General features: G+C 72.2%; 14 protein-coding genes and 1 riboswitch. Of the genes, 13 read left to right on the top strand and 1 reads right to left on the bottom strand.

From position 1 onward, the window contains the following. Positions 1–42 precede the first annotated feature (42 nt). Positions 43–1,518, bottom strand: a complete 1,476-nt coding sequence (eat, locus tag BM051_RS01655; RefSeq protein WP_092526818.1) for an ethanolamine permease — start codon at positions 1,516–1,518, stop codon at positions 43–45. A gap of 234 nt (positions 1,519–1,752) precedes the next feature. Here eat and BM051_RS01645 point away from each other — a divergent pair, with 234 nt between their 5' ends. The 13 genes from BM051_RS01645 to BM051_RS01585 all read left to right on the top strand — a co-directional run bounded on the left by BM051_RS01645 (position 1,753) and on the right by BM051_RS01585 (position 16,474). Then, on the top strand, positions 1,753–3,093 hold the full coding sequence (locus tag BM051_RS01645; RefSeq protein ID WP_092526812.1) for a glutamine synthetase family protein: 1,341 nt from the start codon (positions 1,753–1,755) through the stop codon (positions 3,091–3,093). Continuing rightward, positions 3,074–3,838 (top strand): gamma-glutamyl-gamma-aminobutyrate hydrolase family protein, encoded by a 765-nt coding sequence (locus tag BM051_RS01640; protein WP_092526809.1) that lies wholly within the window; start codon positions 3,074–3,076, stop codon positions 3,836–3,838. Before BM051_RS01645 ends, BM051_RS01640 begins: the two co-directional genes overlap by 20 nt. Continuing rightward, complete coding sequence (locus tag BM051_RS01635) at positions 3,835–5,199, top strand: aldehyde dehydrogenase family protein (RefSeq protein ID WP_092526806.1); 1,365 nt, start codon at positions 3,835–3,837, stop codon at positions 5,197–5,199. Before BM051_RS01640 ends, BM051_RS01635 begins: the two co-directional genes overlap by 4 nt. A gap of 5 nt (positions 5,200–5,204) precedes the next feature. Beyond that, positions 5,205–5,969, top strand: coding sequence for a 3-oxoacyl-ACP reductase (locus BM051_RS01630; protein ID WP_092526803.1), 765 nt, complete (start codon positions 5,205–5,207; stop codon positions 5,967–5,969). 94 nt (positions 5,970–6,063) lie between these two features. Further along, the gene (locus BM051_RS01625; protein ID WP_134046405.1) at positions 6,064–6,468 is read left to right on the top strand and encodes a hypothetical protein; all 405 of its coding nucleotides are present in this window, start codon (positions 6,064–6,066) and stop codon (positions 6,466–6,468) included. Positions 6,469–6,753: 285 nt separating this feature from the next. Then, a riboswitch (glycine riboswitch) is annotated at positions 6,754–6,853 on the top strand. A 47-nt stretch (positions 6,854–6,900) separates the two neighbouring features. Continuing rightward, positions 6,901–9,771, top strand: a complete 2,871-nt coding sequence (gcvP, locus tag BM051_RS01620) for an aminomethyl-transferring glycine dehydrogenase (RefSeq protein WP_092526797.1) — start codon at positions 6,901–6,903, stop codon at positions 9,769–9,771. Beyond that, positions 9,768–10,877: a glycine cleavage system aminomethyltransferase GcvT gene (gene gcvT, locus BM051_RS01615; protein ID WP_092526794.1), complete on the top strand. Its 1,110-nt coding sequence runs from the start codon at positions 9,768–9,770 to the stop codon at positions 10,875–10,877. The genes gcvP and gcvT overlap by 4 nt, the downstream gene beginning before the upstream one ends. Positions 10,878–10,885: 8 nt before the next feature. Continuing rightward, complete coding sequence (gene gcvH, locus BM051_RS01610) at positions 10,886–11,263, top strand: glycine cleavage system protein GcvH (protein WP_092526791.1); 378 nt, start codon at positions 10,886–10,888, stop codon at positions 11,261–11,263. Continuing rightward, positions 11,263–12,540, top strand: coding sequence for a serine hydroxymethyltransferase (locus tag BM051_RS01605; RefSeq protein ID WP_092526789.1), 1,278 nt, complete (start codon positions 11,263–11,265; stop codon positions 12,538–12,540). Before gcvH ends, BM051_RS01605 begins: the two co-directional genes overlap by 1 nt. A gap of 3 nt (positions 12,541–12,543) precedes the next feature. Then, a complete protein-coding gene (locus BM051_RS01600) occupies positions 12,544–13,518 on the top strand; it encodes a lipoyl synthase (protein ID WP_092526786.1) in 975 nt (324 codons plus the stop codon). Positions 13,519–13,527: 9 nt separating this feature from the next. After that, positions 13,528–14,904, top strand: a complete 1,377-nt coding sequence (locus BM051_RS01595) for an L-serine ammonia-lyase (protein WP_092526783.1) — start codon at positions 13,528–13,530, stop codon at positions 14,902–14,904. A gap of 43 nt (positions 14,905–14,947) precedes the next feature. Further along, positions 14,948–15,697, top strand: a complete 750-nt coding sequence (locus BM051_RS01590; protein WP_092526780.1) for a FadR/GntR family transcriptional regulator — start codon at positions 14,948–14,950, stop codon at positions 15,695–15,697. Positions 15,698–15,982: 285 nt separating this feature from the next. After that, positions 15,983–16,474, top strand: a complete 492-nt coding sequence (locus BM051_RS01585; RefSeq protein WP_092528369.1) for a mycothiol transferase — start codon at positions 15,983–15,985, stop codon at positions 16,472–16,474. Positions 16,475–16,895 lie beyond the last annotated feature (421 nt).

The raw sequence follows: 16,895 nt of genomic DNA, 5'->3' as shown, positions 1-16,895 counted from the left end.
GGACCCGCCGTTATGTATTCGATTGTCTCGGTTCGCCGAAAGTCAGTCGGCGAGTTCCTCCTCCGCTTTCCGGATCGCCGCGAACTCCTCCTCCGGCGCGGCGGCGACCAGCCGGTGCCGGCTGTAGAACCAGAAGTAGCCGAGGAACGCCAGGAAGATCGCGGCGGTGATGCCCGCGGCCAGGATGTCGACCAGGAACGTCGCCACCACGGCGGCGACGGCCAGCACCAGCGCCACCGCCGTGGTGGCGATGCCGCCCGGCGTGCGGTACGGCCGGTCGAGCCCCGGCTCGCGCACCCGCAGCACGATGTGCGAGAGGTTCAGCAGCACGTACGACACGGTCGCGCCGAACACCGCCACGTTGATCAGCAGCGCACCGTCGCCGGTGGCCGTCGCCAGCGCGAAGCCGATCGTCCCCGGCACGATCAGCGCCAGGTAGGGCGTCTTGCGCCGGCCGGTCCGGGACAACCAGCGCGGCAGGTACCCGGCCCTGGACAGCGCGAACAGTTGGCGCGAGTAGGCGTAGATGATCGAGAAGAAGCTGGCGACCAGCCCGGCGAGGCCCACGTAGTTGATGATCTGGGCGAGCAGGTTGTCGCCGCCGTAGGCCGCGCGCACCGCCTCCGGCAGCGGGTTGTCCGACGTCGCGATCGCCGCCGAGCCCGCCCCGCCCGGCGCGGTGACCAGGATCAGCGCGGCGAACACCACCAGCGCCGCCATCGCGGCGATGATGCCGCGCGGCATGTCCCTTCGCGGGTCGCGGGCCTCCTCGGCGGCCAGCGGCACGCCCTCGACGGCCAGGAAGAACCAGATGCCGTACACCAGCGCGGCGAGCATCCCGGCGATGCCGAACGGCAGGAACGAGCTGGCGCCCCACGCGTCGGTCGGCGCGATGTCGAACAGCTTGTCGGTGGAGAACTTCGGGATCATGCCGGCCACGAACGCCACCAGCGCCAGCACGGCGACCGCGGTGATCACGAACATCACCCGCAGCGCCTCGCCGACGCCACGCAGGTGGATCCCCACGAAGATGAGGTAGCAGACCAGGTAGACGGGCCAGCTGTTGGTGAGCCCGAACAGCCCGAGCGTCTCGACGTAGCCGCCGATGAAGATAGCGATCGCCGCCGGGGCGATCGCGTACTCGATGAGGATGGCCGTGCCGGTGGCGAACCCGCCGAGCGGGCCGAGCGCGCGCCGGGCGAAGCCGTAGCCCGCGCCGGCCACCGGGAGCGCCGCGGACATCTCGGCGAGCCCGAACACCATGCAGCCGTACATCACGGCCATCAGCACGGTGGCGACGAGCAGCCCGCCCCAGCCGCCCTTGTCGAGCCCGAAGTTCCAGCCGGCGAAGTCGCCGGAGATGACGTAGGAGACGCCGAGGCCGGCCAGCAGCAGCCAGCCGGCCGCGCCGCGGCGGAGCTGGCGCCGGCGCAGGTAGTCGGCGTCGACCTGCTGGTACTCCACGGACGCGGAGGGTTTGGCAGGCTTGGGGGGACCGGCGGAGGTGGTGTCGGACATTCGGAAGCTCCCTCGACGGGCTCGGCAATGGGTAGCTGTTAGTCCTTTGGGATTGTCCGAGAGTCGGGCAGGGTCTCCGTCTTGTCAAGCCGCCTGTCAAGCGTCTTGTCGGGCCGCCTTGTCAAGGTGTCGGCAGAACGGCTACGGTCAATGGTCTGGAAGAGAACCTTTAAGGGGTCGGTGATGACAGTGCCCGCCACGTCCGACACGCCCGCGGCGCGGCCGCGACCCGGCATGCTCGACCTCGACCGGCTGCGCCGGCTGGTCGACGACGGCACCGTGGACACCGTCCTGGTGGCCATGACCGACATGCAGGGCCGGCTGCAGGGCAAGCGCTGCGCCGCCCGGTACTTCCTGAACGAGGTCGTCGCGCACGCCACCGAGGCGTGCAACTACCTGCTCGCCGTGGACGTCGACATGAACACCGTCGACGGCTACGCCATGTCGTCGTGGGACACCGGCTACGGCGACTTCGTGCTCCGACCCGACCTGTCCACCCTGCGGCTGGTGCCCTGGCACGAGGGCACCGCGCTGGTGCTGTGCGACGTCGAGCGGGTCGGCGGCGGGTCGGTGCCCGCCTCGCCGCGGCAGGTGCTGCGCCGCCAGCTCGACCGGCTCGCCGAGCGCGGCCTGACCGCCTTCGCCGGCACCGAGTTGGAGTTCATCGTGTTCGCCGACTCCTACGAGCGGGCCTGGCGGCGTGGCTACCGAGATTTGACCCCGGCCAACCAGTACAACGTGGACTACTCGATGCTCGGCACCGGCCGGATCGAGCCGCTGCTGCGCCGGATCCGCAACGCCATGGCCGGGGCGGGCCTGTACGTCGAGTCGGCCAAGGGGGAGTGCAACCCCGGCCAGCACGAGATCGCCTTCCGCTACGCCGACGCCCTCACCACCTGCGACAACCACGGCATCTACAAGACCGGTGCGAAGGAGATCGCCGCGCAGGAGGGCAAGAGCCTCACGTTCATGGCGAAGTACAACGAGCGCGAGGGCAACTCCTGCCACATCCACGTCAGCCTGCGGGGCACCGACGGCACGCCGGTGTTCCCCGGTCCGGACGGACACTCCCCGCTGTTCCGCCACTTCCTCGCCGGGCAGCTCGCCTGCCTGCGCGAGCTCACCTACTTCTTCGCGCCGAACGTCAACTCCTACAAGCGGTTCGTGCCGGGCAGCTTCGCGCCGACCGCCGTCGCCTGGGGCACCGACAACCGGACCTGTGCGCTGCGGGTGGTCGGGCACGGCGACTCGCTGCGGGTGGAGAACCGGGTGCCCGGCGGTGACGTCAACCCCTACTTGGCGGTCGCCGCGCTGCTCGCCGCCGGCCTGCACGGCATCGAGCACGAGCTGCCGCTGGAGCCGGAGACCACCGGCAACGCCTACCGGGCGGAGCTGCCGCGGGTGCCGACCACCCTGCGCGAGGCCGCCGACCTGCTGGCCGGCAGCGAGGTGGCCCGCACCGCGTTCGGCGACGACGTGGTGGAGCACTACCGCAACGCCGCGCGGGTGGAGCTGGCCGCCTTCGACGCCGCCGTCACCGACTGGGAGCGGATCCGTGGCTTCGAACGGCTCTGAGCGGGACCGACGCCCGGTGGTCGGCCTGACCACCTACGTCGAGCCGACCCGGTTCGGCGTCTGGGCGGTCGACGCCGCCGTGCTGCATCGGTCCTACCTGGACTGCGTGGTGCGGGCCGGTGGTGTTCCCGTGCTGCTGCCGCCGGTCACCGACGGCCACGCCGAACTGGTGTCCACGGTGGACGCCCTGGTGCTGGTCGGCGGCGCGGACATCGACCCGGCCCGCTACGGCCGGCCGCCGCACCCGGCCACCGTCACCCGGCCCGAGCGGGACGCGTTCGAGTTCGCCCTGCTCGACGCCGCGCTCGCCGCCGGCCTCCCGGTGCTCGGCGTGTGCCGGGGCATGGAGGTGCTCAACGTGGCACTCGGCGGCACCCTCGTGCAGCACCTTCCGGAGGTCGCCGGGCACGCCGCGCACCAGCCCGCGGTCGCCACGTTCGGGACCACGGAGATCACCCTCGCCGAGGGCAGCCGCGCGGCCGCCATCCTCGGCCGGCGCACCACCAGCCACTGCTACCACCACCAGGCGGTCGAGCGGCTGGGGAACGGGCTGGTGCCCGTCGGCTGGGCCGCCGACGGCACGGTCGAGGCGGTGGAGCTGCCCGCCGAGCGGTTCGTGCTCGGCGTGCAGTGGCACCCCGAGCAGGTCGGCGACGACCTCCGGCTGTTCGCCGCGCTGGTGGAGGCGGCCCGCGATCCACGACACCGACAACACCGAACGACCCGTGCGGGGAGGCAGCCATGACCGACATCCCGGTGATCAACCCGGCCACCGAGGAGGTGGTTCGGACGGTGCCGCTGACCTCGGCCGAGGAGACCGACGCGGCGATCGAGCGGGCGGTGGCCGCGTTCCCGGCGTGGCGCGCGGTGGCGCCCGGCGACCGCGCCCGGCTGCTCCGCCGCTTCGCCGAGGCGGTGGACGCCGACATCGAGAACCTGGCCCGGCTCGAGGTGGCCAACGCCGGGCACACCATCGGCAACGCCCGCTGGGAGGCCGGCAACGTCCGCGACGTGCTGCACTACTACGCCGCCGCGCCGGAACGGCTGATCGGCCAGCAGATCCCGGTGCCCGGCGGGGTGAACGTGACCTTCCACGAGCCGCTCGGCGTGGTCGGCGTGATCGTGCCGTGGAACTTCCCGATGCCGATCGCCGGTTGGGGGTTCGCGCCCGCGCTGGCCGCCGGCAACACCGTCGTGCTCAAGCCGGCCGAGCTGACCCCGCTCACCGCGGTGCGGCTGGCCGAGCTGGCGCGGGAGGCCGGCATCCCGGAGGACGTCTTCCAGGTCCTGCCGGGCAAGGGCTCGGTGGTCGGGCAGCGGTTCGTCGACCACCGCGCGGTGCGCAAGGTGGTCTTCACCGGCTCCACCGAGGTCGGCAGGCAGGTCATGGCCGGTTGCGCCGCGCGGGTGAAGCGGGTGACCCTGGAGCTGGGCGGGAAGAACGCCAACATCGTCTTCGCCGACGCCGACCTGGAGCGGGCCGCCGCCAGCGCGCCCTTCGGCGTGTTCGACAACGCCGGCCAGGACTGCTGCGCCCGCTCGCGGATCCTGGTGGAGGCGCCGGTGTACGACCGGTTCCTCGAGCTGCTCGAGCCGGCCGTCAAGGGTGTCGTCGTGGGCGACCCCAGCGCCGAGGGCACCGAGATGGGCCCGCTGATCTCGGCCGAACACCGCGCGCGGGTGGCCGGTTACCTGGCCGACGGCGCGCCGGTGGCGTTCCGCGGCAGCGCCCCCGACGGCCCGGGCTTCTGGTTCCCGCCCACCGTGGTCACCCCCAGCGACCCGGCCGACCCGCTGGTCACCGAGGAGGTCTTCGGCCCGGTGGTCGCCGTGCTGCCGTTCCGCGACGAGGCCGAGGCGATCGCCATCGCCAACGACACCGACTACGGCCTGTCCGGCTCGATCTGGACCTCCAACGTGGGCCGCGCGCTGCGGGTCTCCCGCGGGGTGGAGGCCGGCAACCTCTCGGTCAACTCGCACGCCTCGGTGCGTTACTGGACGCCGTTCGGCGGGTTCAAACAGTCCGGCCTCGGCCGCGAGCTGGGGCCGGACGCCGTCGCGGCGTTCACCGAGACCAAGAACGTCTTCATCGACACGGAGGTGTGACAGGCATGGAACGCTTGCGGGACCGGGTCGCCGTCGTCACCGGCGGGGCCAGCGGCATCGGGCTGGCCACCGTGCGGCGGCTGGCGAGCGAGGGCGCGCGCGTGGTGGTCGCCGATGTCGACGCCGACGCCGGCAAGGCCGCCGCCGAGGAGGTGGACGGACTGTTCGTGGCCACCGACGTCACCGACGAGGCCCAGGTCGAGGCGCTGTTCTCGACGGTGGTGGACCGTTTCGGCAGCGTCGACGTCGCGTTCAACAACGCCGGCATCTCGCCGCCGGAGGACGACTCGATCCTCACCACCGGGCTGGAGGCCTGGGAGAAGGTGCAGCGGGTCAACCTCACGTCGGTCTACCTGTGCTGCAAGCACGCCATCCCGCACATGCGGCGGCAGGGCAAGGGGTCGATCATCAACACGGCCTCGTTCGTGGCGGTGCTGGGCGCGGCGACGTCGCAGATCTCCTACACGGCGTCGAAGGGTGGCGTGCTGGCGCTCAGTCGGGAGCTGGGCGTGCAGTTCGCCCGCGAGGGCATCCGGGTCAACGCGCTGTGCCCCGGCCCGGTCAACACGCCGCTGCTCCAGGAGCTGTTCGCCAAGGACCCGGAGCGCGCCGCGCGCCGGCTGGTGCACGTGCCGATGGGCCGGTTCGCCGAGCCGGAGGAGCTGGCCGCCGCGGTGGCGTTCCTGGCCAGCGACGACGCGTCGTTCGTCACGGCGTCGACGTTCCTGGTGGACGGCGGGATCTCGGCGGCGTACGTGACGCCCCTGTGAGGGAGGAGATCGAGTTCCCCCGCTCGGGGGTACGCGCCCGCGCCGGTGGTCGAAATACTGCGGAGGTCCAGACCAATCCGGTGATGGAGGTCAGATGAGATCGATCCAGCAGAGAGTCCTCGGGGTGACCGCGGCCGGGCTCGCCGCGGCCGGTGTGGTGGTCGGCGCCGCGGCCCCCGCGGCCGCGGCCACCGAGCCACCCGGCGGCTGCGTCACCCACGAGATCCACCTCGACCCGGCCGCGCGCGAGGCGGGCTGGACCGTCGAGTGCGTCGGCCGCCGGTACGTGTTCGCCGACGTGGTCGTCTTCTCCGGCGGCGTCGCCACTGACAACCCGCGCGAGGCACGGTGGGTCGAGGCGGGCGAGACCTGGAAGGACCGCAACGTCTACGAGCAGACCGACCCGCCGATCGACCACCTGTGCGTACACCTGGTGAGCTACGAGGACCCGACCGATCCGCTCGAGATCCCGGGCCAGATCGGCCACCGCTGCGTGTGACCCGCTGAGCGGATGACCGGCGCGCGAGCAGACTGGGGACCAACGACGTTCACCCGCGCCGGTCATCCGTCCCACGGCGGTGCCGAGTTCGTCACCGGGCGGCCGTGGCGGTAGACGGCGGCGTGGCGGGCGGCGTAGGTTACCCCGCGATAGACTGAGGACCAGACCACAACTGCATATCGGCCGGACGAGCCGGAGCGGGAGAGCTTCCGCCGCGGACCAGCGGGCGGGACACCGAAGGAGCAAACTCCCCACCAATCTCTCAGGTACAGCTACCGCTTCAGGCCAGGCCACTCTGGAAAGCAGGCGCCCGGCGCGCCTCACCCAAGGTGAAAGCGGCACCACGTGCCGTGAAACTCTCAGGTGCCATGACAGAGGGGGAGTTCCGAGCGCGAGCGGGCGAACCGCCTCGCGTGAGAGAGAGGAGCTCCCGTGTCCTTCGCGTCGCGTCACATCGGACCCGCACCGGCGGAGCAGGCCAAGATGCTCGCCGAGTGCGGGTACGGCAGCCTCGACGCACTGGTCGACGCCGCCGTTCCGGCCGGTATCCGGCAGCACGGCGAGCTGCGCCTCCCATCGGCCGCGGCCGAGCACGAGGCCACCGCCGAGCTGCGTGCCCTCGCGGCGCGCAACCGGCCGATGACCCAGATGATCGGCCTCGGCTACTCCGACACGCACACCCCGCCGGTGATCCGCCGCAACGTGCTGGAGAACCCCGCCTGGTACACCGCGTACACCCCGTACCAGCCGGAGATCTCGCAGGGCCGGCTCGAGGCGCTGCTGAACTTCCAGACCATGGTCGCCGACCTCACCGGGCTGACCACCGCCAACGCGTCCCTGCTCGACGAGTCCACCGCCGTCGCCGAGGCCGTGCTGCTGATGCGCCGCGCGAGCAAGTCGAAGGCCGCGACGGTGGTGCTCGACCGCGAGTGCCTGCCGCAGACCATCGCCGTGGTGCGGACCAGGGCCGAGGCGGTGGGCATCGAGGTCGACGTGCGCGACCTCGCCGAGGGGCTGCCGGACGACGTCTTCGGTGTCGTCGTGCAGTACCCGGGGGTGTCCGGGGTGCTGCGCGCGCCGGAGTTCTACCGCGGGGTCGCCGAGGCCGCCGCCGCGGCCGGCGCGCTGACCTGCTACGCCGCCGACCTGCTCGCCCTGACACTGGTGACCTCGCCCGGTGAGCTCGGTGCCGACGTGGCCGCCGGCACCACCCAGCGGTTCGGTGTCCCGCTCGGCTACGGCGGCCCGCACGCCGGGTACCTGGCGGTGCGGTCCGGGTTGGAGCGGTCGCTGCCCGGCCGGCTGGTCGGCGTGTCGGTGGACGCCGACGGCGCGCCCGCCTACCGGCTCGCGCTGCAGACCCGCGAGCAGCACATCCGCAGGGAGAAGGCCACCAGCAACATCTGCACCGCCCAGGTGCTGCCCGCCGTGCTGGCCGCGATGTACGCCGTCTACCACGGCCCGGACGGGCTGCGCGGGATCGCCCGGCGGGTGCACGGGCACGCCGTCGCGCTGGCCGCCGGGTTGCGGGCCGGTGGGGTCGAGGTGGCGCACGAGCACTTCTTCGACACCGTGCTGGCCAGGGTGCCCGGCCGGGCGGCCGAGGTGGTGGCCGCGGCTCGGGAGCGCGGCGTCAACCTGGGGCTGGCCGGCGCCGACACCGTGCGGGTGGCCTGCGACGAGGTGACCACCGCCGACATCGTCGGCACGGTGCTCGCCGCCTTCGGGGTCGAGGCGGGCGAGTCCCCTGGCGGCGACGCGCTGCCCGAGGGCCTGGCCAGGACGTCCGGCTACCTCACCCACGAGGTGTTCTCCGCCTACCACTCCGAGACCGCGATGCTGCGGTACCTGCGCCGGCTGGCCGACGCCGACTACGCGCTGGACCGCGGCATGATCCCGCTGGGCTCGTGCACGATGAAGCTCAACGCGACCAGCGAGATGGAGCCGATCAGCTGGCCGGAGTTCGCCGGCCTGCACCCGTTCGCTCCGGTCGAGGACGCCGAGGGCTACTCCGAGCTGGTCGGGCAGCTCTGCCGGTGGCTGGCCGAGGTGACCGGCTACGACGAGGTGTCCCTGCAGCCCAACGCCGGCAGCCAGGGCGAGCTCGCCGGGTTGCTGGCGATCCGCGCCTACCACCGGGCGGGCGGCCAGCCGGAGCGCGACGTCTGCCTCATCCCGTCCTCGGCGCACGGCACCAACGCCGCGTCCGCGGTGCTGGCCGGGATGCGGGTGGTGGTCGTGGCCTGCACCGACGACGGCGACATCGACCTCGCCGACCTGCGGTCCAAGGTGGATCAGCACGCCGACCGGCTCGCCGCGATCATGGTGACCTACCCGTCCACGCACGGGGTGTACGAGGAGGGGATCGCCGAGCTGGCCCGGATCGTGCACGACGCCGGCGGGCAGGTGTACGTCGACGGCGCCAACCTCAACGCGCTGCTCGGCGTCGCCAAGCCCGGCGAGTTCGGCGGCGACGTGTCGCACCTGAACCTGCACAAGACGTTCTGCATCCCGCACGGCGGCGGCGGTCCCGGCGTCGGCCCGGTGGCGGTGCGCGCGCACCTGGCGCCCTACCTGCCGAACCACCCGCTGCTGCCCGCGGCCGGCCCGGAGACGGGCGTCGGCCCGATCAGCGCGGCGCCGTACGGCTCGGCCTCGATCCTGCCCATCTCGTGGGCCTACGTGCGGATGATGGGCGCCGCCGGGCTGACCGAGGCCACCAGGGTGGCGGTGCTGGCGGCCAACTACGTTGCCGCCCGGCTGGCTCCGCACTACCCGGTGCTCTACACCGGACAGCACGGGCTGGTCGCCCACGAGTGCATCCTGGACCTGCGCGGGCTGACCAAGCAGACCGGCGTCACCGTCGACGACGTGGCCAAGCGGCTGATCGACTACGGATTCCACGCGCCCACCATGTCGTTCCCGGTGGCCGGCACGCTGATGGTCGAGCCGACCGAGAGCGAGGATCTCGCCGAGATCGACCGGTTCTGCGCCGCGATGATCGCGATCCGCCGGGAGATCGACGAGATCGCCGTCGGCCGGTGGCCGGTCGAGCGCAGCCCGCTGCGCAACGCGCCGCACACCGCGGAGATGCTGACCCGCGAGTGGGACCTGCCCTACGACCGCGCGCTGGCCGTGTACCCCGGGGTGTCCGCCACCGGTGGCCGGCCGCGGGACAAGTACTGGCCGCCGGTGCGCCGCATCGACGGCGCGCGCGGGGACCGCCACCTGGTTTGCTCCTGCCCGCCACCCGGCGCGTTCGACCAGCCCACCCCCACGTCCGGAAAGGACGGTGCGCGATGACGAGGCAGTCCCCGCTGCACGAGGTGCACGCCGCGCTGGACGCGTCGTTCACCGACTTCGCCGGCTGGTCGATGCCGCTGCGCTACCGCAGTGAGCTGGCCGAGCACAAGGCGGTCCGCGAGGCCGCCGGGATCTTCGACCTCTCGCACATGGGCGAGCTCGAGGTGCGCGGCCCGGAGGCGGCCGGCGCGCTGGACCACGCGCTGGTGGGCAACCTGTCCGGGGTCAAGCCCGGCCGCGCCCGCTACACGATGCTCTGCCACGACACCGGTGGCGTGCTCGACGACCTGGTGGTCTACCGCCTCGCCGAGGACCGCTACCTGGTGGTGGCCAACGCCAGCAACACCGCCGTGGTGGCCAGCGAGCTGCGCGACCGGGCGCACGGCTACTCCGCCGAGGTGGTCGACTCCTCGGCGGACACGGCGTTGATCGCCGTGCAGGGCCCGCGCGCCGCGGAGATCGTCGGCGGGGTGCTCGACTCCGTCGAGCTGGAGGGCGGCCTGCCGGCGCTGAAGTACTACGCGTCGACGCCGGCCGTGGTGCGCGGGCACGAGCTGCTGCTGGCCCGCACCGGCTACACCGGCGAGGACGGCTTCGAGCTGTTCGTGCCGGCGGCGGAGGCCGCCGACGTGTGGCGGGTGCTCACCGAGGCCGGCGAGCCGCACGGGCTGCGGCCGGCGGGGCTGGCCAGCCGGGACACCCTGCGGCTGGAGGCCGGCATGCCGCTGTACGGCAACGAGCTCACGGTGCGGACCACGCCGTTCGACGCCGGCCTCGGCCGGGTGGTGAAGTTCGACAAGCCCGGCGACTTCGTCGGCAGGGCGGCGCTGGAGAAGCGGCGGGACGAACCGGACCGGCGGGTGCTCGTCGGCCTGCGGGGCGCCGGCCGCCGCGCGCCGCGGCACGGCTACCGGGTGCTGGACGGCGAGCGGGAGGTCGGCGAGGTCACCTCGGGCGCGCTGTCGCCCACCCTCGGCCACCCGATCGCGATGGCCTACGTGAATGCCGGCCTGCGCGAGCCCGGCACCGCGCTGTCCGTCGACGTCCGCGGCCGGACCGAGCCCGTCGAGGTCGTCGCCCTGCCCTTCTACTCGCGAGCCAAGTGAGGACTCCCGTGAACGTTCCCCAGGACCTGGGCTACACCAAGGAACACGAGTGGCTGCGCGTCGCCGACGGCGTCGCCACGGTCGGCATCACCGCGTTCGCCACCGACTCCCTCGGTGACATCGTCTACCTGCAGCTCCCCTCGGTCGGCGACACCGTCACCGCCGGCGAGGTGTGCGGGGAGATCGAGTCGACCAAGTCGGTGAGCGAGCTGTACGCCCCGGCCGGCGGGGAGATCGTCGAGGTCAACGACGCCGCGGTCGACTCGCCGGAGATCGTCAACACCGACCCGTACGGCGACGGCTGGCTGTTCCGTGTCCGCACCGCCGAGGTGCCGGAGCTGCTCGACGCCGCGGCCTACGTCGCGTTGACGGACGGGGAGGTCTGATGTCTCTCTTCGGCGCTGATCTGGCCACGGTGGACCCCGAGGTGGCGAAGGCGGTGGCGGCCGAGCTGGACCGCCAGCAGTCCACCCTGGAGATGATCGCCTCGGAGAACTTCGCCCCGCTCGGCGTGTTGGAGGCGCAGGGCTCGGTGCTCACCAACAAGTACGCCGAGGGCTACCCCGGTCGGCGCTACTACGGCGGCTGCGAGCACGTCGACGTGGTCGAGCAGCTGGCCATCGACCGGGCCAGGGAGCTCTTCGCGCCGGGGAGCGACACGCACGTGAACGTGCAGCCGCACTCCGGCGCGCAGGCCAACGCGGCGGCGATGGCCGCGCTGCTGCAGCCGGGCGACACCATCCTCGGTCTCGACCTCGCCCACGGCGGGCACCTCACCCACGGCATGCGGATCAACTTCTCCGGCAAGCTCTACGACGTGGTCGCCTACCACGTCGACAAGGAGACCGGGTTGGTCGACATGGCCGAGGTCGAGCGGCTGGCCGCCGAGCACCGCCCAAAGCTGATCATCGCGGGCTGGTCGGCGTACCCGCGGCGGCTCGACTTCGCGGCGTTCCGCCGGATCGCCGACGCGGTCGACGCGAAGCTGCTGGTGGACATGGCCCACTTCGCCGGGCTGGTCGCCGCCGGGCTGCACCCGAACCCGGTGCCGCACGCGGACATCGTGACCACCACGACGCACAAGACGTTGGGCGGACCCCGTGGCGGCATCGTCCTGTGCCGCCCGGAGCTGGCGAAGAAGGTCAACTCGGCGGTGTTCCCGGGCCAGCAGGGCGGGCCGCTGGAGCACGTCATCGCGGCCAAGGCGGTGGCGCTGAGGATCGCGGCGAGCGAGGAGTTCCGGGACCGGCAGCGGCGCACCCTGGAGGGCGCCAAGACGCTGGCCGCCCGGCTGTCCCACCCCGACTGCGTGGCCGCCGGCATCCGGGTGCTCACCGGTGGCACCGACGTGCACCTGGTGCTCGTCGACCTCGTGCGGTCCACGTTGGACGGAAAGCAGGCGGAGGACCGGCTGCACTCGGTGGGGATCACGGTGAACCGCAACGCCGTGCCGTTCGACCCGCGCCCGCCGATGGTCACCTCCGGGCTGCGGATCGGCACCCCGGCGCTGGCCACCCGAGGGTTCGGCGCGGACGACTTCGCCGAGGTCGCGGACGTCATCGCCGCGGCACTGCGACCGGACTTCGACGCGAGCACCGAGCACGAGCTGCGGGCGCGGGTCGAGCTGCTCGCCCGCAGGCACCCCCTCTACCCGGAGTTGTGAGATATGAGTGCGTCGCCTGAGGGTCGTCGGTTGTTGCGGTTGGAGGTTCGTAACAGCGAGACGCCGATTGAGCGGAAGCCGTCGTGGATTCGGACGCGGGTGCGGATGGGTCCGGAGTTCACCGAGTTGAAGGGCTTGGTGCGCCGGGAGGGTTTGCACACGGTGTGTGAGGAGGCGGGGTGTCCGAATATTTATGAGTGTTGGGAGGATCGGGAGGCGACGTTTCTGATCGGGGGGGATCAATGCACGCGGCGGTGTGATTTCTGTCAGATCGACACTGGCCGTCCGGCGGAGTTGGATCGGGATGAGCCGCGGCGGGTGGCGGCGTCGGTGGCCAGCATGGGGTTGCGGTATGCCACGGTGACGGGGGTGGCGCGGGATGATCTGGCGGGATTGGTAATCCACGCGGAGTGTCCGGGGGCGGGGGTGGAGTTGTTGATCCCGGACTTCACCGGCAACCCCGACCAGTTGGGTGAGGTGTTCTCGTCGGGGCCGGAGGTGTTGGCGCACAATCTGGAGACGGTGCCGCGGGTGTTCAAGCGGATCCGCCCGGCCTTCCGCTATCAGCGTTCGTTGGAGGTGTTGGCCGCGGCGCGGGCGGCGGGGTTGGTGACCAAGTCCAACCTCATCCTCGGGCTGGGGGAGACCCCCGAGGAGGTCGAGCCCGCGCTGCGCGATCTGCGGGAGGCGGGGTGTGAGCTGATCACCCTGACCCAGTATCTGCGGCCCTCGCCGCGGCACCACCCGGTGGATCGGTGGGTCAAGCCCGAGGAGTTCGTCGCGCACGCGCGCACCGCCGAAGCCCTGGGGTTCTCCGGGGTGATGGCCGGGCCACTGGTCCGCTCCTCCTACCGCGCCGCCCGACTGTATGCCCAGGCCATGCACCACCGCGGCCAACCCCTACCCGACCACCTCACCCACCTCGCCACCACCACCCCCGCCACCCAGGAAGCCACCAGCCTCCTCGCGAACCGTTAGGAGTCGGCCATGGCGATCAGCGTCTTCGACCTGTTCTCCATCGGCATCGGACCCAGCAGCTCGCACACGGTGGGCCCGATGCGCGCGGCACGCACCTTCGCCGAGGGGTTGGCCGCCGACGGGTCGCTGGACCGGGTGACGCGGGTGCGTGCCGAGCTGTTCGGCTCGCTCGGCGCGACCGGGCACGGGCACGGCAGCGGCAAGGCCGTGCTGCTCGGCCTGCTCGGCGAACGGCCCGAGTCGGTGGACACCGACGCCGTGCCGGGCATCGTGGCCGGGATCCGATCCGCGCGGCGGCTGCGGCTGCTGGGCCGGCACGCGATCGACTTCCGCGAGGACGACGACCTGGTGCTGCACCGGCGGCGCTCGTTGCCCGCCCACCCGAACGGCATGGTGTTCCGCGCCTTCGACGCGGCCGACGGGGTCGTGCGCGAGCGGACGTACTACTCGGTCGGCGGCGGGTTCGTGCTGGACGAGTCGGCGATGGCCGGCGAGCCGGCGATCGCCGAGGACGCGACGCCGGTGCCGTACCCGTTCCGCACCGGCGCGGACCTGCTCGGGCACTGCCGGGAGACCGGGTTGCCGATCAGCGAGGTCATGCTGCGCAACGAGCTCACCTGGCGGTCCGCCGCGGACGTGCGGGCGGGGCTGCTGGAGATCTGGCAGGTCATGGTCGAGTGCGTGCGGGCCGGGTGCGCGCGGGACGGCGTGCTGCCCGGCGGGCTGAAGGTGCCCCGGCGGGCCAAACGGCTGCACGACAAGCTGCGCGCCGAGGACGGCGCGGGGGACGCGCTGTACGCGATGGACTGGGTCAGCCTGTACGCGCTGGCGGTGAACGAGGAGAACGCCGGCGGTGGGCGCGTGGTGACCGCGCCGACCAACGGCGCGGCCGGCATCATCCCCGCCGTGCTGCACTACTACCGGCGGTTCGTGCCCGGCACCGGCGACGATGGCGTGGTGACGTTCCTGCTCACCGCCGGGGCGATCGGGTCGGTGCTGAAGCAGACCGGGTCGATCTCCGGGGCGGAGGTGGGCTGCCAGGGCGAGGTGGGGTCGGCGTGCGCGATGGCGGCGGCCGGGCTCACCGAGGTGCTCGGCGGGACGCCGGACCAGGTGGAGAACGCCGCGGAGATCGGGGTGGAGCACCACCTGGGGTTGACCTGCGACCCGGTGGGCGGGTTGGTGCAGATCCCGTGCATCGAGCGCAACGCGATCGGCGCGTCCAAGGCGATCCACGCGGCGCGGATGGCGCTGCGCGGGGACGGCAGCCACGTCGTGTCGCTGGACAAGGCGATCAAGACGATGCGCGAGACCGGCGCGGACATGAAGGTCAAGTACAAGGAGACCGCGCGGGGCGGGCTCGCGGTCAACGTGATCGAGTGCTGACGTCTCTACACTCGACAGTAGGGACTCGACTCGAGGAGGCACAGTGAACGCGCAGCCCGACCGCGCCCCCGCGGAGGGGCCGGGCGGCGGGGTCAGCGCGGGGGAGGCGCTGTTCCGGCCGGTGCGAGCGGGCAACGCGTTCGAGGAGACCGTGGAGCGGCTGCTGCAGGCCGTGCGACTCGGGGTGGTTGGCGCGGGGGAGCGGTTGCCGGCGGAGCGGGAGTTGGCCGAGCGGCTCGGGGTGAGCCGGGTGACGCTGCGCGAAGCCATCCGCGTACTGGCCGACGCCGGGTACGTGGTGTCCCGGCGGGGGCGGTACGGCGGGACGTTCGTGACCGACCAGCTGCCGGAGCCGCACGGCGCCGGGCGGGCGGTCGACCCCGGGGAGTTGGAGGACACGCTGAGCCTGCGGTACGTGGTGGAGACCGGGGCGGCGGAGTTGGCGGCCGCGCGGGCGTTGCCGCCGGCCGACCGGCGGCACCTCACCGGCACGCTGGCCGAGGCGACGGGGGCGAGCGTGGCCGACTACCGGCGTCGCGACTCGCGGTTCCACCTGGCGATCGCGGAGATGACGGCGTCGGAGTCACTCACCACCGTGCTGGCCGACGTGCGGATGCGGGTGAACCAGCTGCTGGACGAGATCCCGCTGATCGAGCCCAACCTGGACCACTCGAACCGGCAACACGGGGCCATCGTCGACGCCATCCTGGCCGGCGACGCGCCCGCCGCCCGCAGAGCGATGGCCGAGCACCTCGAGGGGACGGCATCCCTCCTCCGCGGTTTCCTCCGCTGACCGGTCGCCGGCAGCGTCGTCTGTAGAGGACAGTGGTTGTTGGGCACCGCTGCCCGCCGTCGAGGAGCGCAGGAGCACTGAACGACGCTGGCCGGCCCTTGCCTTCGGCAGACCTGACCGGCTCGCGCCCACACCGGGCGTGGCGATCGTCAGCTACCGTGGGAGGCACGGCCACCGTGTTCTGTTCACCATCCAGCGCGCCTTGACAGTGACCACACGGTGGCCCTTTCTGATCACGGCACACCATGAGCACAACATGCGGCAAGCAGGGAGTACCGCGTGACGATGCCCCATCGGCGCTGGCCCGACGAACTCGCGACCGACGAACTGCGGCTCCAGTTGGATTTTCTTCGGTTCTCACGGCAGACCGCGGTCGGCAAGGTCGCCGGGCTCACCCCCGCACTCGCCACCGCGGCACCGCTGGCCACCTCACCCCGCACGACCGCGCTCGGTGTGATCAAGCACCTCACGGCCGCGGAACGGTACTGGATCTCGATCATCGCCGCCGGCGCCGACCTGCCCTCCCTGTGGCAAGGCAGCCCGGACCCCTCGTGGAACCTCTCCGACACCGACACACCCCCGACGGTCATCGCCGCCTACCAGACGGAGTGGACCCATTCCGCCGTCGCACTCGCCGACAAAGGACCGGATGACCTGACGGCGGACGGCCAACGAACCATCCGGTGGATTATGGCCCACGTCAACCAAGAAACCGCCCGACACGTCGGGCACCTCGACATCCTGCGTGAACTCGCGGACGGCGAAGTCGGCGAGTGACCCGCGATCACAAAGCGCGGCTGCCGTACTAGAGCGTCCCCCACCCACTCCGGGGGCCGGCCCCGCTTCCAGTCTACCGATGACAGGGGCCGCGGAAGGGGGTCGTGAAAATCTGTGGATCACTGATGGGGGATGTGGACAACTGGCTGCGCGAGCGAACAGTATGGCGACGCCAGCGGACAACTCGTCGACGCCCCGGCCAACACGGTGATGCGAGGGCCAAACAGTGACGCGAGGGGTCAACTAGGTGACGCGAGGCGCAGCACGGCGACGGGAGCGGCAAACTCCGTGACGCGAGGGGCCAACACGGCGACAGGAACGGCGAACACGCGCGCACGGCGCGCGGACACGGGTGCGTGGAGCGCGGACACGGGTGCGTGGAGCGCGGACACGGGTGCGTGGAGCGCGGACACGCCGGTGG

Source organism: Amycolatopsis arida, from assembly GCF_900115565.1.
GTDB lineage: Bacteria > Actinomycetota > Actinomycetes > Mycobacteriales > Pseudonocardiaceae > Yuhushiella > Yuhushiella arida.
This window is presented reverse-complemented; position numbering and strand designations above follow the sequence as displayed.